The organism is Pseudomonas sp. LBUM1660 (assembly GCF_059695935.1).
Window position 1 is genome coordinate 259313 of sequence record NZ_CP166796.1, and the last position, 20733, is coordinate 280045.

Genomic DNA, 20733 nt, shown 5'->3' on the forward strand with positions numbered 1-20733 from the left:
CATGCAGTTGGAAACTGTGTCTGCCAATGCCAATACCGAGAAGCGTCATCTTGTCCGAGAGAAAGCCTCCGCCGAAAAACGAGAAAAGCCCTGCAAGCGTAAACCTGCAGGGCTTTTTGTTTACTCTGACCATCTTATTAAAGGCTATAGACAAAGTGGCCTAAAAAACAAATAAGTATTTGGTCGAAGTGGCCTGTACTTAAGGGTTCAGTGGTCTATGTCTAGTTTAAAGTTTTTGTCGTCGAGAGATTTCTTATTATTTAAAATTTTTACACTGAGTCCCACTTGAGCATTGTACCCACTGCCAGCAGTGTTTTGCGAAGCTCCCCAATCGTAGCCCGGTTTGCTGTTGAGAGAGACGTTTTTGGTCAATTTACCGTCCACCCCCATATCTAATTTCAAGAGCGTACCACGCTCATCAGAGTTGAAATTAACGTCTCCCTGAGTTGAGGTAGAGAAACTAGTGGTTGGATTGCCTTTGAGCTCTTGTACGACGCTCGGTCGTACCCAGGCTATGATCGAAGTCTGCTCCGGTTTAGTCCAGGTCTTGGAAACACGTACGCCCATACGGGCCTGCAGACTATCCACCGCACCAAATTGCACGTTCGCCGCCACATCATGCGAGTTGTCCATGCTTATATGCTGATAAACCACTTGAGCCTGGGGCTCAACCACCACCGAGTTACCCATATCAAGCCGGAGTCCCGCCTCGAGCGAGGCTGCTGTGCCAAAACCATTGCTGCTCAGATTGAGGCCGTTGGCCGAATCAGCTTCCGCTTTGTTCCAAGTGGCTTGCAATACACTATCGAGATACCAGCCAGACGGAGCAATATGAGTCCAGTAGGCGCCCAAGGAGTAAGCAGCCAGCTTGTTGTTACCGGCATTGCTACCGTCAAAGTGATCTACCGAACCTTTGCTTTGACCGATGCCTCCATAGACGCCAGCAAGATCCTTGCCAGTGGTATCGTTGCGCTGATAAAGGTCAGTACCAATTTGCAGGGCCGTGATGGTGGAATCATAAGCGGCGCCATTGCCGTATACGCCATCCGAAGAACCATCATGCTTAGTATGCTGGGCCAACGTGCGCATCCAAGTACGCTGACCGTGATCGTGTCCCTGGAAGTGGTGTAACTGAAACCAGCTGAAGGCGCCGACGGCACGGCGGTGATGCCACGGGCGATTGCCTGGCTGGACGTGGCCACCCAGCGCTTGCATGTGACACTGATCCAGCTGGAGAAAGGCGAAGGGGTCAAACAGGTGCATGTCGCCCAGTCCTTTGCGACGATGTGCAACGCTTGGGGCTTGCCGCGTCAACTGTACCTGGACAATGGCTCCGAATACGGCTGGCAGGACATGATGGACGGCTTTGCCCAATTGAGCCGCTTGACCGGCGCTTCGCTGGACACCCGGCTGGAGTCGCCGCCTTCACCTCCGCAGGCCGTGGTCCGCGCCAGGCCCTACAACGCCCAGGCCAAACCCATCGAAGGGATTTTTTGCCTTACTCGAACAGCAAGTACTGTCGATGCTGCCGGGCCATCGCCTATTACCATGCCCGCGCGCAACCGCGCAGTCGTAGTCTCAAGGGACAAAGCCCCAATCAGGCGCTGAGCTCCGCCATCGCCGAAGGCTGGGCCGGAGCGCCCGAGGTCGATCCGCTGGCGCTGCGGGTCGCGTTCTCCTGCGAGGATACACGGCTGATTCACGGTGGCGGCTATGTCAGCTGGAATGGCAAAAGCTATTTTGATGACACGCTGATTGCCCGGACCGGGCAGCGTCTGACCATCCGCTTTGCCAAATGGGATGAGCGTTACCTGTTTGTGTTTGATGAGTGCAATCAGTTGATCTGCGCTGCCCAAGAAGCCCAGCACTTTGCCTTCTTTGGCGAGGACGGTGCCCGTACTCAAGCGCAACGGACCAAGGTGCTGAAGCGGTATCTCCACGGGCTGCGTGGCAACACCGTACGCCTTGACCTGCAAGCGGCGATGCAACGTCGTACCGAGTTGGCTGAACCGGCGCCGGAGGTTCAGCTGGGGCCGTGCATTCAACTGACCCCGACCATGTCGAGCATGCTGCTGGCGGTCAAAGACCATCAGGCGCAGGCCTTGCACACAAGCACCAGCTCACGGCGCCCACCGATCACCACCTCCCAGTGGTCGACGCCGCTCAATGCCTGGCTGCCGGCCTTGGCGGGGCCTGAGGACCCCGACGATGAGTGTACGTGCGTGCTTGAACCCGAACGGGGAGAACCCGAGCCGGCACTCGCCGCTCACACTCGCACGGCGGACGTGTCGGGCGGTGACGCATGAGTGCCGTGATCGAAACCCTCGCCGTGCAACAAGCGCTGACCCTGGCGCAGACCCTGCTCGACGCCGACAGCAACCGGGTCGGCAAAATTGACGGCAAACCCGGCACGGGCAAAAGCACCATTGCCCACTACCTGGTCCAGCAACTGGACGCGGTTAGGGTCTGCGCCTATCAGGGCATGACCACCAAGAACCTGATGCTCGATTTGTGTGGCGCTCTGGGATTGGACGTTTCCGGGGGCAGTGCCGCGACGCAGATTGCACGACTGCGGCCACGGGTGAAAAATCGGCTGGTGATTGTCGATGAGGCCAATCACCTGAAGTGGCCACAACTCGAAGGCCTGCGTTTTCTCGCCGATGAAGCTGGCATGGCCCTGCTGCTGATGGGCACCGACATTATGAACCGGCAATTTCGCACACCGCAGACCGGGGTGTACCTGGCGTAACTGGCGTCACGGATTGGTGCCAAGACCTTGCACCTGACGCGCATGCGCCGCATCGATGAAGGTCAGGCCTACGTGCTGCAGCCGTTGTTCGGTAAAGTTGAGCGCGCCGCCGCCAAGCGTTTCATGCAGGTCAGTCAGGGGTACTGGCGCGACAGCATCGAACTGGCACGCGCCTGCCAGCGTTTGATGGCCCCGAGCGGGCTGACGCAGCTGACCCTGGAGGTCATCGACACGGCTGCGCTGTGGATGACCGAAGGGCGCCGGGACTTGGGCTAACCCTTCATCAAAGAAAGGGCGGGGCTGAATGGGAGCATTCTGCCATTCACTGTGTTCATTCGCTTGGATTGCCGACCTCCGAGTGCCAGCAGTTCCAGGTCGAATACCCGCGTCGCATGTGTACGAAAGCGGCCAGATCGCGCCGCTTGGTAATTTTTGCACCGTCACTCGGAAAGCACCTACAGCGGCGGGTGTCACTCTCACCGTAGGATGGCCTGATATGTGGCCAAAGGGAACTGGGTAAAACAATGCATTGAAATACCGTGTAGAGAGGCATCCGTGGAACTTAAACGCTACCAAAAGACCCGAGACCCACACGGCCGCGCCCTGCTGGAAACCTGCGACTCCAGCGCGTTCTTGGCTTTCTGGTCAGACTGCAAGTATGTATCGGCCCGCGACAGCTCCGGCGTGGAGTGGCTGCTGAATCGCGACACCGTGCTACGGGATATCGAGGCAGGTGATGAAGGGTTGATGCGTATTCATCACTCGCGCCTGGTGCGTCGCGAGTGCATTGATTCGTTTCTCCGCATCCGACCCAAGGATGGCCAAAACGGCTACGGTGTGGTTCGTGTGGCTGGGCATGACTATCGCGTTGCGCGTAATTATTGGCGCCAACTGATGAGCCCGCGCCGTCAGGAGCAAGCACAGCAAACGGAGGCTCTTATACACTGAGTCAAGATGCCTTGTGTGATGGCTGTAGTCCGTGCCTGTCATGGCTGGTGGAGCCAGCGCATGAACACCCTCAATAAAAAGCGCGGGGTACGCGTCATCGTTGCCCCTGCGCTACAGGCTCACCCTGGAGGGGGCGAGGGTCCACCAGTTCTATGTACGCGTCAGCGGTTTGGGTGCGGGGCCTTTACGCACCTTTCGTGGCATCGCGTAAAGCAGGTCGCGAGCATCGCTGGCCTCGAACCATTCGGGCTCCGGCACAACGTCGTCATCTAACTTGGAAGGTGTGACGTCATCTGCTGACTGTTTGCGTTTGTTCGGTTGGCGCTGTGCCGGGGCAGAGATTGGTTTGTTAGCGTTCATTGAGTGAATCCTCCCGCACTGGGACGGCTACAAAACACAGCTGGAGCCCCAATGCTCGGGTGACCTTGAGGATGGCGGAAAAACTCGGATCGGCATCAATGGAAAGAACCCTGTACAGCGTCGTTCGCCTGATACCGGTATCGCGCGCCAGCTGAGTAATGCCCTTGGTTCGGGCAATCTTGCCCAACGCGGCGGCCAACAGCCCCGAATCATTTTCTCGAAGGCAACCTTCCAAATAGCGAGCCGTTTTTTCGTTTGCTCTCATCTGCTTTTCAGCATCCACCTCAGTCAATTTTGCGTTACGCATGGTGACCTCCTACGGGGCGCGCATCCACATATCCGCCCAGCTGGAGAAGCCTCTCGGGCCAGAGTCGGCGAGGATATGTAATAAAAGATAGTTCACTGTTCGCCACATAGCGACACCACGCCTACCCGCGCCAAGCAGGCCGAGCCCCTGTGCGAGTGATAAACATGACGATGTCCAAGCAGCGGCCTGTCCCGCTGACGGGATCAATCGGCCTTGAAAAACTGATGGGGCCGGTGGCCCTTCATTTGCTCGGCGAGCCGCGCCCCGTATGGAGCAAGGCGAATGAACTCACTTTGGCACCGACAGCTCATTGGGGCAGACCTGAATAAAGGGCTTAGCAACGGTTTTGAGCGCTTCCCCCAGAACACCATTAATAAGACGAGTCCTACAGCCTATTCGGAAAGGTCTGACATTTTTGTCTTGCCTGACGCTGTTAGCGTCCACGCCTCGTTTTACTGGCAAGTGCCAGCGCCGGCTGCGGAGCTGAATGAGTCATGTCCTTTGGAGTTGATGCTATGCGCAAGTCTGTTCTGTTGGTTGCTGCCTTTTCCACAATGGCGGTGCTGCTCACGGGGTGCCAATCGAGCTTGACCGGTGACTCCTATTCCCGTGATGAAACGCGTCGTGTACAGACGGTTCGCATGGGCACCATCGAATCGTTGCGTCCGGTGAAAATCGAAGGCACCAAAACTCCAATTGGCGCCCTCGCCGGGGCGGTCGTGGGTGGTGTCGGCGGTAGCGCCATTAGCGGCGGCAAAGGCAGCATCGTCGCGACGGTGATTGGTGCAGTGGCCGGCGGCCTGCTCGGTTCGGCCGCTGAAGAAGGCGTGACACGCACCCAGGGCGTAGAAATCACCGTGCGCGAAGACGACGGCAGCCTGCGCGCCTATGTCCAGCAGGTTCAGGAAAATGAAGTGTTCCGTGTCGGCGAGCGGGTGCGGATTGCCACGGTTGATGGCACCAGCCGCGTTTCGCACTAAGTGTGACGCGGTCATTCAAGAGCGGAGTGAGTGATGACGCGAGAACAGTTGTTGATGTCCAGTGCGGCGGATTACATGGGCGATGACCAGCTGGCTTTTTTCAAGGCCTTGATGGGTTGCCTGCTGGAGGAGTGTCAGGCGCGGATCAGCAATGGGGTCAAAGCGTTGTCCGAACTGGAGAAGGCGACGGATGAGATTGATCTGGCGTCTGTTGAAGAGGATCGGCAGGCCATCCTGCGAATACTGGATCGCGACCGTCAGAATTTCCCAAGACTGCATAAGGCGATGCAGCGGATAGATGATCGCAGCTTTGGGTACTGCGAGGAGCTGGGGGAACCCATAGGGATTCAGCGTTTACTCGCAAGACCCGCCACGACCCTATGCATTGAGGCCAAATACTACCAGGAGATGCGAAAAAAACATTTGAAGATGGCGTAGAGATACTGAAAGGATGCTTTTTCAGTGCTCTATTCCTCCTGTCTCTCGACTACCTCAGTTGCCCTCTGACTTCGCTCGTTTCAATCACGTTCAGAAACGTCCTACAGCTAGTTAGGGGGCAGTTAGTTAGCCTGTCGTAATCGGTCGAATCGCGCACGCGACGCAGGACAGGGAAATAAACCATCGGCCAGTGCCAAAGTTGCCGCAAAAAATCAAAGCCAATCCATAGGCCCTATACCACTGAGCCTGGTAGCGCTCCTGGGCCTATTACTACACAAGGAAGCTGTTTTATGTCTGGGTCATTTCAAAATGAAGTGCCAAAAGCACGTGTCAATATCAAACTTGACCTTCACACGGGAGGCGCCCAGAAAAAAGTCGAGTTGCCACTGAAGTTGATGGTAATGGGTGACTACAGCAACGGCCAAGAGCAGCGTCCGCTGTCCGAGCGTGAAAAAGTCAATATCAATAAAAACAACTTTAACAGCGTACTGTCTGAGTTTAATCCCTCCCTGAAGCTCACCGTTGAAAACACCTTGGCCGGGGGCGACGGCGAAGAAAGCATTGCGCTGAACTTCAAGGACATAAAGGACTTTGAGCCTGAGCAAGTGGCCCGTCAAATTCCGCAACTTCGCGCCATGCTGGCCATGCGTAACTTGCTGCGCGACCTCAAATCCAACTTGTTAGATAACGTCACATTCCGTCGTGAGCTGGAAGTCATTCTGAAGAATGACGCGCTGAGCGATGAGCTGCGTGCCGAACTGGCGGCCCTGTCGCCAAAGTCGTAACCCTTCCTGCGCTGAACTAACACGAGCCCATGTCAATACTAAACATAGTCAAGAAAGCCAGGTCACCGTACTGGAACGCCCTTAAGCCGGTGGTGTGTACGCTTCGTTATTTGAAAAAATCAATCTGACCCCGTGGCCGCTCTGGGGGATGTGAACGACTTCCAAGACACTCTGGCCCTCGCGGAAGCCACGGAGGATGAACGGGTGACCGCCGGTGTTCAGGTTTTTCTTGAGCGCCTGAAACAGTCCGGGCAGAAAGTCGAACGGCTGGACAAAACGCTGCTGGATGCACATATCGCCACCCTGGATGACCAAATCAGCCGTCAGCTGGATGCGGTGATGCACCACCCTGATTTTCAGCGCGTCGAGTCCGGCTGGCGGGGGCTGAAGTTCCTGGTGGATCGTACCGATTTTCGGCAGAACGTCAAAATTGAACTGCTGGACGTGTCCAAAGACGATCTGCGCCAGGACTTCGAAGATTGCCCCGAAATTGTCCAAAGCGGCCTGTATCGCCATACCTATACTCAGGAATATGACACGCCCGGTGGCGAGCCCATCGGTTCGGTGATCTCCAACTACGAGTTCGATGCCGGCCCGCAAGACATTGCCCTGCTGCGCAATATTTCCAAAGTGGCCGCTGCCGCTCACATGCCGTTTGTGGGTTCTGTCGGGCCGAAGTTTTTCTTAAAAAATTCGATGGAAGAAGTGGCCGCCATCAAAGATATCGGCAACTACTTTGACCGTGCCGAATACATCAAATGGAAGTCCTTCCGTGACTCGGATGATTCGCGCTATATCGGTCTGACCATGCCGCGTGTCCTCGGTCGCTTGCCGTATGGCCCGGACACCGTGCCAGTGCGCAGTTTCAACTATGTGGAAGAAGTCAAAGGCCCGGACCACGAAAAATACCTGTGGACCAATGCCTCTTTCGCCTTTGCCGCCAACATGGTGAAGAGCTTCATTAACAACGGTTGGTGCGTGCAAATTCGTGGCCCTCAAGCGGGCGGCGCGGTGACGGATCTGCCGATCCACTTGTACGACTTGGGCACCGGCAATCAGGTTAGAATCCCGTCTGAGGTGATGATCCCCGAAACCCGCGAGTTTGAATTTGCCAATCTGAGATTCATTCCGCTGGCGTACTACAAGAACCGGGATTACTCCTGCTTCTTCTCGGCCAACTCCACGCAAAAGCCGGCGCTGTACGACACGGCCAATGCCACAACCACAGCCAACAGCCGAATCAACGCCCCTTGCCGTACATCTTCCTGCTGTCGCGCATTGCGCACTACCTGAAGTTGATTCAGCGCGAAAACATCGGCACCACCAAAGATCGTCGGCTGCTGGAGCTGGAACTCAATACCTGGGTGCGCAGTTTGGTCATTGAAATGACCGATCCAGGCGATGACCTACAAGCCTCGCACCCACTGCGTGATGCGCGAGTGACTGTGGAAGACATTGAGGATAACCCGGGTTTCTTCCGCGTCAAACTGTACGCCGTGCCGCACTTCCAGGTGGAAGGGATGGACGTCAACCTGTCATTGGTTTCGCAGATGCCAAAAGCGAAAGCTTAAGCAATTAAGGGCCATCATGAAGATCTATCGACCGTTATGGAGTGACGGAGCCTTTTTGGCCCCGCAACAATTCCAACAGCAGACGCGCTGGGACGCTTATGCCGGGGACTGCCTTGCACGCATGGCCATTGCCCACCCATGGGGGGTGCTACAGGCCGAGTTTGATGACAGTGCATTAGCCGTTTTTCGCTTAAGTGCCGTGCAACTGATTGTGCGGTTTCAGGATGGCTCCCTGATTGATACGGCGATTGCCGACAACCTGCCACCGGCCTGTGATCTGTCGTCGCTGTCAGGTCATGATTCAGTGGATGTGTTGCTGGCCTTATCCTTGCTGCAGGCCAATGGCGGCAACCTGGATGAAACCGACCACAGCGAACGTCCTCGGCGCTATCAGCGTGAGTGAATGACAGTGCAGGACCTGGCCGGTCACGAGCAGACCGACATAGCGGTCCAGCGCTATGCCATTTCCTTGCGATTTGGTCATGAAGAAAACAAAGAATACTTAACCACGCCCGCTGCTCGCCTGATTCGTAATGGTCAGGGGCAATGGTCGTTTGATCGCCAGTTTATTCCGCCGATGATGGCGCTGTCTGCCAGCAGCCTGTTGCTGGAAGAACTGCGCCACTTAACGCACCGACTCAAAGCCAAGCGCAGCCGCTTGATGGCGATGCGCCGTGAGAGCAATCAGCGCATGGCCGATTTTGCCGTCGCCAATGTGTCGCTTATATGGACTCCTCCTCTTTGCAAGCCCCCTTCGCTTTGGCGCCCGTGCCGACTGCACACGTATATTCGGCCTCTGACTGCGGCATCGTTTCGATGCAGGGCCATGATGGGCTATTCGCGCGTCGGCTTCCAATCGCTTCTACGTGCTTTGCGCACCTGGACACTTGAGGGTTTTGCCGACGCCGGTTCGACCGGTTTGCCATTGCTCGGGTTGCTTCGGGGCTTCTCCCGGGATGAATAGGTCAGGCCGCTGCCCGATCCGGTTGGTAATCAGTGCCATTACGCAGCATCGCCCAAGCCATGCGTGCAGTTTTGTTGGCCAGTGCGATAGCGGCCACATTGGGATGTGAGCGCTCGGCTAATCGGACAGCCCACTGGCTGAGTCGATCGTCTTTGGACTTAGCTGTGCGCAGTGCCGACCGCGCACCGTGGATCATCAGCGTTCGCAGATAAGCATCGCCACGTTTACTGATGCCAAGCAGTCGATCCTTGCCGCCAGAGCTGTGTTGCCTTGGCGTTAGCCCTAGCGAGGCGGCCAACTGTCGACCGTTGGCAAACTGACTGGCATCACCGATGGCAGCAACGAGCGCGGTGGCGATCATCGGGCCGACGCCACGCAGCTGTTACAAACGGACGGCCGTTGGCTCGCTTGCCGCGATCACAGATATCTCGCCATCTAGCTCGCTCACGCGCTCATCCAGTGCGCGGAGGTCATCCCACAAGCCATTTAGCAGACTACGAAAGCGTGCCGTCAAACCGTTATCTGCATCTTCTAGCCAGCACGGTATTGCGCGACGCAGCATCAGTAATTCCTTCGGTGCAACAAGGCCGTACTCGGCGATCAACCCACGAATCTGATTGGCTTTGGCCGTCCGCTGTTCGATTAAGCCGGCCCGGATGCGATGCGTCGCCTGGATATCCTGTTGTTCGATGGTCTTGACGGCGACGAAGCGCATGCTGGGGCGGCTCATTGCCTCACAGATTGCCTCGGCATCGTTGGCGTCGTTCTTGTTGCTCTTGACGTACGGCTGACGAATTGAGGCGCGATCAGCCGCACCCGAAATCCGCGTGCCTGTAGCTGCCGCGCACAATGGTGCGCACCGCCACAACTTTCCATGCCGATCTCACAGCCGGGTTCGATCTTTTCCAGCACCGTTTGCAGCCAGCGATCGCGCGGTAAACGCTGCCGCCAGACAGGCTGTTCATGATGATCCACGCCGTGAATCTGAAACACGTTCTTGGCCAAGTCGACCCCAATGCGCATAAGTTTCATGTGTGGACTCCTTCTCACTATTGACTGTGGTTTGCACTTTCAGTCTGGCACTCAAGATGCCGAGGTGAGGAGGAGTCCATCCCATTGCTTCTGGTTGTTGAATGCCCTCAATAGCCATGAGCCAGTGCTGGATGACCTGTTGGCGCATCCGCGCTTACACCCGGAGTTGCTGTATCGAGAACTGGCACGTCTGGCGGGCAGTTTGCTGACCTTCTCGTTGGAGCACGATGCGGACGCCATTCCGGTGTATCAGCATGACAAGCCGGAGTCCGTGTTTCCCCCGCTGCTAACGCTGCTGAGTGAGTTGCTGGAAGCCAGTCTGCCGTCCCGTGTGATCACCATCGAATTGACTCACGACACGCCATTCTGGAAAGGCGAATTGAACGATGCGCGCCTGCGTGAAGACGCTGATTTCTACTTGTCGGTGAGCTCAAGCCTGGCCGCTCACCTGCTGCAAACACAGTTCCCGCTGCTGTGCAAAGTGGGCAACCAAGATGACGTGAGGGACGTGGTGAACGTGGCCCTGAGCGGCGTACCGCTGAAAGCGTTAAGCCACGTACCGGCGGCGATCCCGCTGCGTTTGGAAAACCAATACTTTGCGCTGGAACTCAATCACCCCTCCGCTAAAGCAATGCTCGCCTCGGGCGCTTGCGTGTTTTATGTCCCCGGTGCGTTGGGCGACGTTCAACTGGAGCTGTTTGCGGTGCTGCGCGCATGACACGGGAATTCACATTGAACGCTAGAAAAAACAACCCGTCGTCGTCGATCGCATTTTTGCGGATACCTGGCTGACGGTCTGCCAGCTGCGTAATGCGACTCTGGTGGAGGATGGCAAAAGCTTGTACCGCAAGGCCTGCGCACAAGTTGAGCGCGCGCGTGAGCAACTGGAGGACCTGGACGTATCACCAGCCTCCATCGAGCACATGCTCTATGCGCAATGTGCCTTGCTCGATGAGAGTGTCATGAACCGTCAGGGCCAAGCGCAAGATGAAGGTTATCGGCAATGGCTCAAATCCCCTTTGCAAGCCAAGTACTTCAATACGCTGGAGGCGGGTGAGCAGTTATGGGATCGCATTCGCACAGTACTGCATGAGCCGACACCTGATATGACGGTACTGACCTGTTTTCACCGGGTCCTGTTACTGGGCTTTGGTGGACGTTACCGCGAGCAAGACGATGAGCAGCGTGAAGGCATGCGAGCCACATTGGCCAGCCATGTTCCGCCCTTTAGCCTAACCCAAGAAACCCCAGTGGTAGTGGCAGCAGGTCGCGCTCGTCGAGGCCGCCGCGCTGTTTGGCCGTGGTGGGTGCTGGGTGGCGCCTTGCTCGCCAGTTTGTGGTGGTGGCTGAATTCTACCTGCGTCTATTCGTTCACCAAGTACTGCCATAAGGGTCACGAATGCGCACGTTCGCAAAATATCTGCTGTGGCTTATATTCGGTGTCTTAGCGGCGGTACTCGTGTGGGTTTTTTTGCCCCTCTACCTGCAAAGCCGCGTCCTGCTTTCAGTACTCATCCTGCTGTTGGTGGCCGGGGGCTGTGGGTACTTGATCCGGCAATCCCATTCGTTGATCGGGCAGATGGCGCCTGGGCTTGCATTAGCGTTGCCGCCTGAGGGTTTTACCGGCGCGCTCATCCTCGTCTGCGGTGACACAGCGCAACTCTTTACGGATAAGAACGCCGGACGAGAAACGCATCATGGTTGGTACATCAACACCCCCACGCCAGAGGATTTTGCCTTAACCGTGCAATGGATTGCGGGCACCTCGCCGGCGCTGTTAAGCCAGATGTCCATGATGCTCTGTGTGTCGCCTGAATATCATCAAGACGAAGCCTAACTGCGCGGCTCATTGCACCTGTGGCGCTCCCATATGTCGCAATGTCGCCGCTGGCTACCGTCCACGCCACGGGTACTCTTGTGCAGCTATCTGAATGCCATAGGCACGCCATCTTCGCCGGTGTGGTTTACCCATATCGCGGGTGACCACGGCATGATGGTGCGTGACAGTGAAGGGCGTTGTGCGACCTTGTCGCTCTGGGGCCAACACAGCGAACGGGGCGTTGAGTCGCAGCGCACCCGCCAAATCGCCTGATTGGAGGTCTTTTTGCCCTGGCGGAACCAGGCCGTGATCGCGGAACTGAGCAGCGTTCAGCCCGGCTTGCCCGTGCTGCCCATCATCGCGGTGGCGGTGAACTTCTCCTCGCTCAATGGTTTCAGCCACAACCTCTGGCAGTCCGCTGCCGGCGGGCGAACCACTCTGTCGCCCCCGATCCACAGCGCCGCCTCGGCATTGCCTTTTCCGGATTGTCTATTAACGCTCCTGCCGGGACGTCAGGCCTTCACGCCGGCCCAGCAGTTTTGCAGTGCCACGGCGGCCATCGTCGCGGTGTTTCTGGTCGTCGCTATGCTTTGCAGCTCAACCAATAATTGTCGTTTTATTGAGACTGTGGTTCAGGACTTGGCGCTTTACCATCAACTGGATGGTCAACCACCTGAGCCCAAAGTACGCGCCCAACAACAGCTGCGCAGCGATCAACAGTAACTGGCCGTCTATCAGCGCGAAGGTGCGCCGATAGCCATGGGCTTAGGGCTGTATCAGGGGATGATGCTTCAGCTTTCCGTCGAGCGAGCACTCAGTGATTGGGCTCCGCCGGTTAAGCCGCTCGTTCAGACCGTCCGCCTGGACAGTCTCTCGTTGTTTGATGTGGGCAAATCCCAGCTCAAACCGGACTCCACCAAAGTGCTGGTGACGGCCCTGATCAACATCAAGGCCAAGCCCGGTTGGTTGATTGTGGTCGCCGGTCATACCGACAGCACCGGCAACGCCCAGGACAACCAGAGTCTGTCGCTGAAACGCGCCGAAGCGCTGCGCGATTGGATGTTGTCGACCAGTGACGTATCGCCGACCTGCTTCGCCGTCCAAGGCTATGGCGCGACCCACCCCATTGCCAGCAATGGCACCCCGCAAGGGCGTGCGGCCAATCGCCGAGTCGAAATCAGCCTGGTGCCCCAAGCCGATGCCTGCCAAGCCCGAGGTGCTCAGACGATCCGACTCGCTTTACCCGTCGAGGGCGAAGTCCTCATCCACAACACCCGCTTCGCCTTCTGAGAGCGACGCGTTTATCCCACGCATGGAGAAGTGACACATGGCAATTCCAGTATACCTGTGGATCAAAGACGACGGCGGCGCTGACATTAAAGGTTCCGTTGATGTGCAAAGCCGTGAAGGCAGCATCGAAGTGGTGGCAATGGACCACGCGCTGTACATCCCTACCGACAGCAACACCGGCCAGCTCACCGGTACGCGCATTCACACCCCCTTTGTCTTCACCAAAGAAATCGATGCGTCCAGTCCTTACCTGTACAAGGCGGTCACCACCGGCCAGACCCTGAAATCGGCTGAGTTCAAGTGGTACAAAATTGACGACGCGGGTCAGGAAAAAGAGTACTTCAACACCAAGCTGGAAAACGTAAAAGTGGTGAAAGTGGCGCCCAAAATGCACGACGTGAAAAACCCGGCGATGGAGAAGCACAACCATCTGGAACTGGTGGAACTGCGCTACGAAAAAATCACCTGGACTTACAAAGACGGCAACATCGTTCACTCCGACTCCTGGAACGAACGCGCCACGGCGTAATGACACGCAGCAGACGGCGTGGCCGTCTGCTGTTTCCATTGGCGTGACGTTTGCTGAGCAAGCCCGAGGGCGGCTTGTTCAGCAAACATCATGACTCGCTTTATGCATCGCCCCATCGCGCTTCGTTTTCGATACCAAAAAATGATCATGGGCACTCGCGTACTCCAGTAGGAATTCAGCATGGAACATCAGTCAGCCGCTTTACTGCGCCGTTTAAATCCTTATTGCGCACAGGCGCTGGAAGCGGCAGCCACGTTATGCCAAACCCGCGCTCACGCTGAAATCACCCTTGAACATTGGTTGCTCAAACTACTGGAGCAAGGCGAGGGAGATATTACGGTGTTGGCCCGTCGCTATGAGTGGGACCTGGACGGTCTTTGGCAATCACTGCTGACCGACCTGGATAACCTGCCGCGCTCGGTGCATACGCGGCCAAAGCTGTCCGAGAGCGTGCAAGCGCTGATGAAAGCGGCCTGGCTGGTGGCCTCGTTACAAGGTGACGACTCCATACGCAGCGTGCATTGGTTGCAGGCCGTGATTGCCCAGCCAGGTCTGCTGCATTGTGAGGGGGTGTGGCCGCTGTTAAGCGTGAGCGAAACCCAAATCACACGCTTAATGCCGTTGCTCGATGCCCAGTCCGACGAGCGCCCTGAACAGCAACAACAGGCCAGTCTCAACCGGCCTATCTCAACACTGAGCGACGGCGTCCAGCCTGAAACGCGTACCGACGTCGGTGTCTCGAGCCACGCTCTGAATGAAGCCCTGCAGGCCGCGCTGGATAAATTCACCCTGGACGTCACCGCCAAGGCTCGGGCCCAGCAGATTGACCCGGTCTTTGGCCGTGACAGCGAAATCCGTCAGATGGTGGATATCCTTTCTCGCCGCCGTAAAAACAACCCCATTTTGGTGGGTGAGCCGGGTGTGGGTAAAACCGCGCTGGTCGAAGGTCTGGCCCTGCGCATTGCCGAAGGCAACGTGCCGGACAGCTTAAAAACCGTGAGCGTGCGCACCCTGGACCTGGGTCTGTTGCAGGCGGGAGCCGGGGTAAAAGGTGAGTTTGAACAGCGCTTAAAAAACGTCATTGATGCGGTGCAGCTATCGCCTACCCCCATACTGCTGTTTATTGACGAAGCCCACACCATTATTGGGGCGGGGAATCAGGCCGGCGGCGCCGACGCGGCCAATCTGCTGAAACCGGCGTTGGCCCGTGGTGAGTTGCGCACGATTGCCGCCACCAACTGGTCGGAATACAAACAGTATTTTGAGCGTGATGCCGCCCTTGAGCGTCGCTTTCAGATGGTCAAAGTTGATGAACCTGACGACGAGGCGGCCTGCTTGATGCTGCGTGGGCTCAAGTCACGTTACGCCCACCACCACTGGCGTGCATATCACCGATGAAGCGGTGAAAGCCGCCGTCACTCTTTCGCGCCGTTACATTACGGGCCGCCAACTGCCGGACAAAGCCGTTGATTTGTTGGATACCGCCAGTGCGCGTGTGCGCATGAGTTTGGACACCTTGCCCGAGCCATTGATGCAGGTCAGTGCTGAGCAAGCGTCTTTGCAGATGGAACAGCAAGCCTTGCTGGAGGACAGTGCACTCGGCCAAATTCAGCCAACTGAGCGCCTGGCGCAAATCGCTACGCGTGGCGAGCAACTATCTCAGCAATACCAGCAACTGAAACAACAATACCAGCAGGAAAAGCAGCTCACCCAGCAACTCCTGGCCCTGCGTCAGGGGGCGGGTCATGCAGCGGACAGCGCCAGACTGCACCAGCAACTGAGCGAGGTACAAGGTCATGCGCCGTTGCTGTCATTGGATGTGGACGTTCGCACCGTGGCTAACGTGATCGCCGACTAGACGGGCGTTCCCTTGGCCAGCTTGCTTAAAGATGAGCAAACCGACCTGCTGCAACTGGAGCATCATCTGGGCGAGCGCGTGGTGGGGCAAGACCCGGCCTTGGCCGATATGGCGCAGCGTCTGCGCGCCGCTAAAACGGGATTGACCTCGGAGCACGGCCCGCTGGGCGTATTCCTGCTAGTAGGCCCGAGCGGCGTCGGTAAAACCGAAACCGCACTGGCCTTGGTGGACAGCCTGTTCGGCGGTGAAAAATCACTGATCACCATCAACCTGTCGGAATACCAGGAAGCCCACACCGTTTCCCAACTCAAAGGCTCACCACCGGGTTACGTGGGCTACGGCCAAGGTGGCGTGCTGACAGAAGCCGTCCGTAAACGCCCTTACAGCGTCGTGCTGCTCGATGAAGTTGAAAAAGCGCATCGTGACCTCATCAACCTGTTTTACCAGGTCTTTGATCGCGGCGTGATGCGTGACGGCGAAGGGCGCGAAATCGATTTTCGCAACACCGTGATCTTGATGACGTCCAATCTGGGCAGCGATGAGCTGATGCAGTTGCTCAGCGAGCAACCAGAGGCCCCCAACGCCACCTTACAAGAGTGCTTGCGCCCGTTTTTGCGCGATCACTTCCAGCCAGCCTTGTTGGCCCGCTTCCAAACGCTGATCTATCGCCCACTCAATGCCACCGCGCTCAGAACCATCGTCGAGATGAAACTGGCCCAGGTCGCTCGCCGTCTGCGGACCCACTACAACCTCAGTTGCAGCATTGACGCCAGCCTGTACGACACGCTTGTCAGTGCCTGCCTGCTGCCCGATACCGGCGCACGCAACATCGACAGTCTACTGAATCAGCAAATCCTGCCGGTCCTTAGCCAGCAACTGCTACAGCGTCAGGCACAGCAACAAAAAACGCAGTTACTCACCCTCGGCTATGACGAGCAATCCGACATTACCCTGGAGTTTTCGGCTGCCTAAGCCGGGGCTGGCATCGCCAAAAAACCTAGTTAAACACCTGATCGGCGGAGCGTTTGAAGCACACACGCCTACTATTATATCTTCAGCATTAGGCCGGCACAGAGCATGCAGAAAAGAACAGCGGTGGGTTGGGGCGGAGATGACGCTCTACTCGGCAAATGTCGGACAAGCATATTGCCGAGATCGCCGGAGTCACCCCCAGCACCGTGATGAAGCGGCGAAACAAACTGAAAATCCCGGCCTATTCAACAACTTCAGCCCTTGCCGATTTTGACTACTTGCTGGGGGCCGTCTCCGACCGGTTTATTGCAGGCCTGGCCGGGGTTTCAAAAAATGCTATCACCCGTCGCCGTAACGAATTGGGCATCGCGTCCTGGAAAGCCATACGCTTGCCCCGCTGGAGCCCTTTTTGAAGCTGCTCGGCAAGTTGAGTGATGCGGAAATAGCCGATAGGGCTTGGGTGACGTCGGTAGCGGTTTAGAAGCGGCGCAGACAAAGCGGTATTCCCGCCTATAAGCGTAAAGCCAAGAACGTGACCGTTTCCGATTGACGCAACAACGATTACAAACAAGGCGACTGTCCCAGGAGTGTCCAGGATCAAACCCACGGCGAGTCGGAAAGGGATACTGGAGCCCGATCAGACTTCTCATGAACTACACGCCTTCACAGGCATGAACACCGAAAAGGTCTTTTAATTTGTGCAAGTTGCTACTTCTGGTCCTGGCCTGGGGGGTGATGATATTCGCCATGGCTGAACTGTTGTGTTTCCGTGCATAGGCTTCAGTGCGCCCCCTTGAGCAAAAAAACCCCGTCGGCGCCCACTTCGCCCCTCTACCTCATCGGTACTATCGTTACGCGCGCGGGCACTTTTGCCCGCGTTATTCCGCAAGGTCCACCCAAAGCGGACGCGTCGACCAGAAACGTTGCGGCCTCGGTGTGCGACAACGCCCTGAGCACGACCATGCTGTACAGCCACACGCCCAGACGCGTGACACTGCCGGCCCGCTGCAGGCCAAGCGCGCGCAGGTGCGTGAGCATGTCCCCTGCCAAAGTCGCGGACGTCTGGATCAGGACTTCAGGCCGCAAGGCGCTGCCGATACGCCCACCCAGTTCCGCGCAGGCCGGGGACCGGGCACGCAGGGCTTCCAACTGCAGGCGATAGGCGTTTGTGTCGGGTAACGGCATGGAGAGGCTCCCGTTCAAGTCAGCGGCGCTCAGTGCATCACACCTGTGGCCAGGGGGCTGATGGGCTGCGCCCTGGCCGAGTGTCTGCCGATTTAACTTATGGGTCACTCGTGGGCTATCAGAGCAGACAACCGCTCGATACTTGCGCTCGGTATGAGTGTAATTCACTGCCCCACTTCGGCGCTATTTTTAACTCGCTCACGCTACTTTCAGAATCGTCCTACAGCCTGCTGTGCGATGAGTGGTTAGCCTGCTGAGGCTCATGCTCTTCGGCTTGCCCTACGCCGAGTTAGAGCCGCCCCGGCGTTTTTTTCACGCCGCCCTTCAGCTTAAGGACAAGCGTATGCCCGCTCCGACTAACCACGCACCATCGGCACCGACCCTTTTGGGCCGTCAGCACGACGTCCAGGAGGTCGCCGTCCCCAGCCAAGAGTCGCTCGGAGAGCCGGATTCCAGTTTCCTCGAACGACTCAGCGAGCGGCCTGATCTGGTACGGCAATTGGCCGCTCTCTTGACGTTGTGGGAGCCTAAAGCATGACGGTGTTAAGTTCGTTAACCGGCGCGGCGAAGGCCGTATTGGGCACCTTGAACCGCTATAAGCTGGACGTGCAAGGCTGTGAGGCGCACCTGGATGTGGAGTCTTTTTCCGGCCGAGAAGGCTTGAGCCAGAGCTATCGCTACCGCATTGCCTTCACCAGCACCCACAAAGACATCAGCCTCCAGCAAATACTGCGGCGCAGCACCACGCTGACTATGCAAACCCTGGGGCAAACAGTGCTGGGCATCGTCACCCCACCACAGGTGCACAAAGTGGTGCACCTGTGGTGACTGACTTCAAACGCCTGTCGGGCTCGGTGGATGAAGCCCACTACCAAATCATTCTGGGGCCGTTTTTTTCGTTGCTGGGAAATCAGCAACGTTCGTATCGGTTCTTTCTGAACCAGTCCGTGCCGGATGTGGTGGAGCAAATCCTGCGTGAGCACAACTTCAAGGGCTGGGAGTTTGAGTTTAAGCTGAAAAAAACCTACCCCAAGCGTGCACAAATCAACCAAGTCAATGAAAGCGATCGCGCCTTCATTGAACGCTTGCTGGCTGAAGTGGGGATTTTTTACAGTTTCACCTTGCAGGCCGACACTCAAACCGAAGTCATCCAGTTTGGCGACAGACAAAGCTGCTACACATTTGGCAAGGAATTGCCACTGCATAACCCCGCAGGGATGAGTGACCACCACGCCGACTCAGTGTGGAACCTGTCACTGCGTCACCACGTGGTAGAACAATCCGTCTTCAGCAAAGACTACAACCACCGCCAAGCCCACGACGGCCTGAAATCGGCCATCGCTTACATGACCCGTGGCGAAGGTCAACGCACCACCTACGGCGAGGTCTATCACTACCAACCGCGCCACCTGGAAGCCGGTGATCAATACACCCCAGAAGCGGAAACGGCCAACATCTGGGCCCGCCTGGATCATGAGCGCTTCCTCACCCCTCAAACTAGCCTGCGCGGCCACAGCACTGACAGCGCCCTGGCACCGGGTCAAGTGCTCACGGTCAGAGACAGCGCTTTACTCACCTCGCTGCCTGAAGTGTGGCAAGCCCCGGTGGTCATAACAGCCCTGCGTTTGAGTGCCAGCCGCGCTGAAGCGCTGCTGGTCAAATTCAGCGCCGTGCCCTACAGCGACACCCTGTGCTGGTGACCGCCGCTCAAACCGCGCCCGGTGATCAGCGGCACCCTCACCGCCAGAATCACCAGCCCCAAAGACAACGACCTTTACGCCCATCAAAATAAGGACGGTCTGTACTGGGTTAAGTTTGATGCCGACCTGGAGGATAAAAAACAGGGTTATGAAAGCATGCCGGTGCGCCTAGCCAAACCTTACGGCGGCGACACCTACGGCCTGCACTTTCCGCTGATCCAGGGCACCGAGGTGGCGATTGCCTTTCACGAAGGCGACCCCGACCGACCGTATATTCCCCACGCCCTGCACGACTCACGCCATCCGGACCACGTCACGGAGCGCAACAACACTCGCAACATCATTCGCACACCGGCGAATAACAAGCTGCGATTTGAAGATCGACGCGGCGAAGAGCACTTAAAACTCAGCACCGAATACGGCGGCAAAAGCCAGCTCAACCTCGGGCACCTGGTTGACAACCGGCAAACCAAACGCGGCGAAGGCTTTGAGTTACGCACCGATGCCTGGGGCGTCCTCCGTGCTGGCAAAGGGCTGTTTATCAGCGGCGATACCCAACCCAGGGCACAAGGTGAAGTGCTGGACATGGCCAACGCCCTCCATCAGTTGGAGCAGGCCGGGGAACAACTACAAACCATCTCCAGCGATGCACAAGCCGCCAACGCCCAGGCTCAGTTGAATCTGTTGAGGCAAGACATCGCGCAACTGAAGTCGGCGGTTCTGCTGCTGAGTGCGCCCAAAGGCGTAGCCCTCACCAGTGGCGAGCATCTGCAACTGGCCGCCGCCAAGAATCTGATACTGAATGCTGGCAACCAAGCCGACGTGAGTGTGGTTAAAAACTTGTTTGTCGGGGTGGGACAGGCGTTCAGTTTGTTTGTCCGCAAGATGGGCATGAAGCTGATTGCCAACCAAGGTGCAGTTTCCATTCAGGCACAGAATGACCTGATGGAATTGCTGGCCCGTAAAGCCATTGTGATTACCAGCAGCGAAGACGAAATAAGAATCACGGCGCAGAAAAAGATCACCTTAAATGCCGGCGGCTCCTACATCACTTTGGACCCGAACAAGATTGAGTCCGGCACCTTGGGCGACTACACCGTCAAGTCTGCGCACTTCGACCATCAAGTCCCCGCCAAACAAGGACTGGAAATGCCGCCGTTACCTCAATTGGCCGAGCATGACGCCAAATCCTTAGCGTTTACGGACTTCTCTGGCTGACCCCTTTGCAAACCAGGAGCAACACACA

The 20733-nt window shown here is 57.1% G+C and carries 20 protein-coding genes and 7 pseudogenes; 23 read left to right on the forward strand and 4 right to left on the reverse strand.

From position 1 onward, the window contains the following. Window positions 1–207: 207 nt before the first annotated feature. Entirely contained in the window at window positions 208–1263 is a 1056-nt protein-coding gene (locus ACA068_RS30905) for an autotransporter domain-containing protein (RefSeq protein ID WP_497310740.1), read from the reverse strand. On the opposite strand from ACA068_RS30905, the gene ACA068_RS30910 reads away from it, so the two are divergent. The 5 genes from ACA068_RS30910 (at window position 1168) to ACA068_RS30930 (ending at window position 3697) form a co-directional block, all read left to right on the forward strand. Continuing rightward, entirely contained in the window at window positions 1168–1608 is a 441-nt protein-coding gene (locus ACA068_RS30910; protein ID WP_497310867.1) for a hypothetical protein, read from the forward strand. The two genes, ACA068_RS30905 and ACA068_RS30910, sit on opposite strands and share 96 nt — an antisense overlap. After that, a complete protein-coding gene (locus tag ACA068_RS30915; protein ID WP_497310741.1) occupies window positions 1494–2306 on the forward strand; it encodes a Mu transposase C-terminal domain-containing protein in 813 nt (270 codons plus the stop codon). Before ACA068_RS30910 ends, ACA068_RS30915 begins: the two co-directional genes overlap by 115 nt. Continuing rightward, entirely contained in the window at window positions 2303–2749 is a 447-nt protein-coding gene (locus ACA068_RS30920; RefSeq protein ID WP_497310742.1) for an AAA family ATPase, read from the forward strand. The genes ACA068_RS30915 and ACA068_RS30920 overlap by 4 nt, the downstream gene beginning before the upstream one ends. 27 nt (window positions 2750–2776) lie before the next feature. Further along, window positions 2777–3025: a hypothetical protein gene (locus tag ACA068_RS30925; protein WP_497310743.1), complete on the forward strand. Its 249-nt coding sequence runs from the start codon at window positions 2777–2779 to the stop codon at window positions 3023–3025. Between the two features lie 279 nt (window positions 3026–3304). Then, window positions 3305–3697 (forward strand): hypothetical protein, encoded by a 393-nt coding sequence (locus tag ACA068_RS30930; RefSeq protein ID WP_497310744.1) that lies wholly within the window; start codon window positions 3305–3307, stop codon window positions 3695–3697. Between the two features lie 349 nt (window positions 3698–4046). Here the strand turns inward: ACA068_RS30930 and ACA068_RS30935 are convergent, their stop codons facing one another. Next, entirely contained in the window at window positions 4047–4364 is a 318-nt protein-coding gene (locus tag ACA068_RS30935) for an addiction module antidote protein (protein ID WP_497310745.1), read from the reverse strand. 515 nt (window positions 4365–4879) lie between these two features. On the opposite strand from ACA068_RS30935, the gene ACA068_RS30940 reads away from it, so the two are divergent. The 5 genes and pseudogenes from ACA068_RS30940 to tssK (ACA068_RS30960) form a co-directional block, all read left to right on the forward strand. Continuing rightward, window positions 4880–5344 (forward strand): outer membrane lipoprotein, encoded by a 465-nt coding sequence (locus ACA068_RS30940; protein WP_497310746.1) that lies wholly within the window; start codon window positions 4880–4882, stop codon window positions 5342–5344. A 33-nt stretch (window positions 5345–5377) separates the two neighbouring features. Next, complete coding sequence (locus ACA068_RS30945) at window positions 5378–5782, forward strand: TraR/DksA C4-type zinc finger protein (RefSeq protein ID WP_497310747.1); 405 nt, start codon at window positions 5378–5380, stop codon at window positions 5780–5782. A 290-nt stretch (window positions 5783–6072) separates the two neighbouring features. Then, on the forward strand, window positions 6073–6567 hold the full coding sequence (tssB, locus tag ACA068_RS30950; protein WP_497310748.1) for a type VI secretion system contractile sheath small subunit: 495 nt from the start codon (window positions 6073–6075) through the stop codon (window positions 6565–6567). A 94-nt stretch (window positions 6568–6661) separates the two neighbouring features. Continuing rightward, a pseudogene (tssC, locus tag ACA068_RS30955) lies at window positions 6662–8138 on the forward strand (type VI secretion system contractile sheath large subunit). Window positions 8139–8154: 16 nt separating this feature from the next. After that, window positions 8155–8868 (forward strand): annotated as a pseudogene (gene tssK, locus ACA068_RS30960) (type VI secretion system baseplate subunit TssK); the annotation flags it as partial. Between the two features lie 235 nt (window positions 8869–9103). Here the strand turns inward: tssK (ACA068_RS30960) and ACA068_RS30965 are convergent. Continuing rightward, window positions 9104–10134: pseudogene (locus ACA068_RS30965) on the reverse strand (IS110 family RNA-guided transposase). A gap of 28 nt (window positions 10135–10162) precedes the next feature. Between ACA068_RS30965 and tssK (ACA068_RS30970) the strand changes: the two are divergent. The 10 genes and pseudogenes from tssK (ACA068_RS30970) to ACA068_RS31015 all read left to right on the forward strand — a co-directional run. Further along, a pseudogene (gene tssK, locus ACA068_RS30970) lies at window positions 10163–10852 on the forward strand (type VI secretion system baseplate subunit TssK); the annotation flags it as partial. Between the two features lie 52 nt (window positions 10853–10904). Then, on the forward strand, window positions 10905–11582 hold the full coding sequence (gene tssL, locus ACA068_RS30975; RefSeq protein ID WP_497310866.1) for a type VI secretion system protein TssL, short form: 678 nt from the start codon (window positions 10905–10907) through the stop codon (window positions 11580–11582). Next, a complete protein-coding gene (locus tag ACA068_RS30980; protein WP_497310749.1) occupies window positions 11534–11971 on the forward strand; it encodes a hypothetical protein in 438 nt (145 codons plus the stop codon). Before tssL ends, ACA068_RS30980 begins: the two co-directional genes overlap by 49 nt. Before the next feature lie 33 nt (window positions 11972–12004). Further along, the gene (locus ACA068_RS30985) at window positions 12005–12226 is read left to right on the forward strand and encodes a hypothetical protein (protein ID WP_497310750.1); all 222 of its coding nucleotides are present in this window, start codon (window positions 12005–12007) and stop codon (window positions 12224–12226) included. 33 nt (window positions 12227–12259) lie between these two features. After that, on the forward strand, window positions 12260–12676 hold the full coding sequence (locus ACA068_RS30990) for a hypothetical protein (RefSeq protein ID WP_497310751.1): 417 nt from the start codon (window positions 12260–12262) through the stop codon (window positions 12674–12676). Between the two features lie 123 nt (window positions 12677–12799). Beyond that, window positions 12800–13243 (forward strand): annotated as a pseudogene (locus ACA068_RS30995) (OmpA family protein); the annotation flags it as partial. A 37-nt stretch (window positions 13244–13280) separates the two neighbouring features. Beyond that, the gene (locus ACA068_RS31000; RefSeq protein ID WP_497310752.1) at window positions 13281–13772 is read left to right on the forward strand and encodes an Hcp family type VI secretion system effector; all 492 of its coding nucleotides are present in this window, start codon (window positions 13281–13283) and stop codon (window positions 13770–13772) included. 180 nt (window positions 13773–13952) lie between these two features. Beyond that, window positions 13953–14258, forward strand: a pseudogene (locus ACA068_RS31005) (Clp protease N-terminal domain-containing protein); the annotation flags it as partial. Window positions 14259–14522: 264 nt separating this feature from the next. Further along, window positions 14523–16602 (forward strand): annotated as a pseudogene (gene tssH / locus ACA068_RS31010) (type VI secretion system ATPase TssH); the annotation flags it as partial. Window positions 16603–16760: 158 nt separating this feature from the next. Next, window positions 16761–17015 carry a hypothetical protein gene (locus tag ACA068_RS31015; protein WP_497310753.1) on the forward strand — a complete coding sequence of 85 codons (255 nt, stop codon included), beginning with the start codon at window positions 16761–16763 and terminating at the stop codon, window positions 17013–17015. Window positions 17016–17433: 418 nt separating this feature from the next. On the opposite strand, the gene ACA068_RS31020 is transcribed toward ACA068_RS31015, so the two are convergent. Continuing rightward, window positions 17434–17787, reverse strand: coding sequence for a hypothetical protein (locus ACA068_RS31020; protein WP_497310754.1), 354 nt, complete (start codon window positions 17785–17787; stop codon window positions 17434–17436). 534 nt (window positions 17788–18321) lie between these two features. Between ACA068_RS31020 and ACA068_RS31025 the strand changes: the two genes are divergently transcribed. Genes ACA068_RS31025 through ACA068_RS31035 form a run of 3 tightly spaced genes read left to right on the forward strand, consistent with a single transcriptional unit; the run spans window position 18322 to window position 20705 of the window. Continuing rightward, complete coding sequence (locus ACA068_RS31025; protein ID WP_497310755.1) at window positions 18322–18615, forward strand: hypothetical protein; 294 nt, start codon at window positions 18322–18324, stop codon at window positions 18613–18615. Next, window positions 18612–19487, forward strand: a complete 876-nt coding sequence (gene vgrG / locus ACA068_RS31030; RefSeq protein ID WP_497310756.1) for a type VI secretion system tip protein VgrG — start codon at window positions 18612–18614, stop codon at window positions 19485–19487. The genes ACA068_RS31025 and vgrG overlap by 4 nt, the downstream gene beginning before the upstream one ends. 21 nt (window positions 19488–19508) lie before the next feature. Next, a complete protein-coding gene (locus ACA068_RS31035; RefSeq protein ID WP_497310757.1) occupies window positions 19509–20705 on the forward strand; it encodes a DUF2345 domain-containing protein in 1197 nt (398 codons plus the stop codon). Window positions 20706–20733: the final 28 nt, after the last annotated feature.

What these genes read in the sequence shown, in the direction of transcription:
- ACA068_RS30910 (WP_497310867.1), top strand. Translation starts at nt 1,168, where the DNA reads ATGCCACGGGCGATTGCCTGGCTGGACGTGGCCACCCAGCGCTTGCAT.
- ACA068_RS30905 (WP_497310740.1), bottom strand. Translation starts at nt 1,263, where the DNA reads ATGCACCTGTTTGACCCCTTCGCCTTTCTCCAGCTGGATCAGTGTCAC.
- ACA068_RS30920 (WP_497310742.1), top strand. Translation starts at nt 2,303, where the DNA reads ATGAGTGCCGTGATCGAAACCCTCGCCGTGCAACAAGCGCTGACCCTG.
- ACA068_RS30935 (WP_497310745.1), bottom strand. Translation starts at nt 4,364, where the DNA reads ATGCGTAACGCAAAATTGACTGAGGTGGATGCTGAAAAGCAGATGAGA.
- ACA068_RS30940 (WP_497310746.1), top strand. Translation starts at nt 4,880, where the DNA reads ATGCGCAAGTCTGTTCTGTTGGTTGCTGCCTTTTCCACAATGGCGGTG.
- ACA068_RS30945 (WP_497310747.1), top strand. Translation starts at nt 5,378, where the DNA reads ATGACGCGAGAACAGTTGTTGATGTCCAGTGCGGCGGATTACATGGGC.
- tssB (WP_497310748.1), top strand. Translation starts at nt 6,073, where the DNA reads ATGTCTGGGTCATTTCAAAATGAAGTGCCAAAAGCACGTGTCAATATC.
- ACA068_RS30980 (WP_497310749.1), top strand. Translation starts at nt 11,534, where the DNA reads ATGCGCACGTTCGCAAAATATCTGCTGTGGCTTATATTCGGTGTCTTA.
- ACA068_RS30985 (WP_497310750.1), top strand. Translation starts at nt 12,005, where the DNA reads ATGTCGCAATGTCGCCGCTGGCTACCGTCCACGCCACGGGTACTCTTG.
- ACA068_RS31000 (WP_497310752.1), top strand. Translation starts at nt 13,281, where the DNA reads ATGGCAATTCCAGTATACCTGTGGATCAAAGACGACGGCGGCGCTGAC.
- ACA068_RS31015 (WP_497310753.1), top strand. Translation starts at nt 16,761, where the DNA reads ATGTCGGACAAGCATATTGCCGAGATCGCCGGAGTCACCCCCAGCACC.
- ACA068_RS31020 (WP_497310754.1), bottom strand. Translation starts at nt 17,787, where the DNA reads ATGCCGTTACCCGACACAAACGCCTATCGCCTGCAGTTGGAAGCCCTG.
- ACA068_RS31025 (WP_497310755.1), top strand. Translation starts at nt 18,322, where the DNA reads ATGACGGTGTTAAGTTCGTTAACCGGCGCGGCGAAGGCCGTATTGGGC.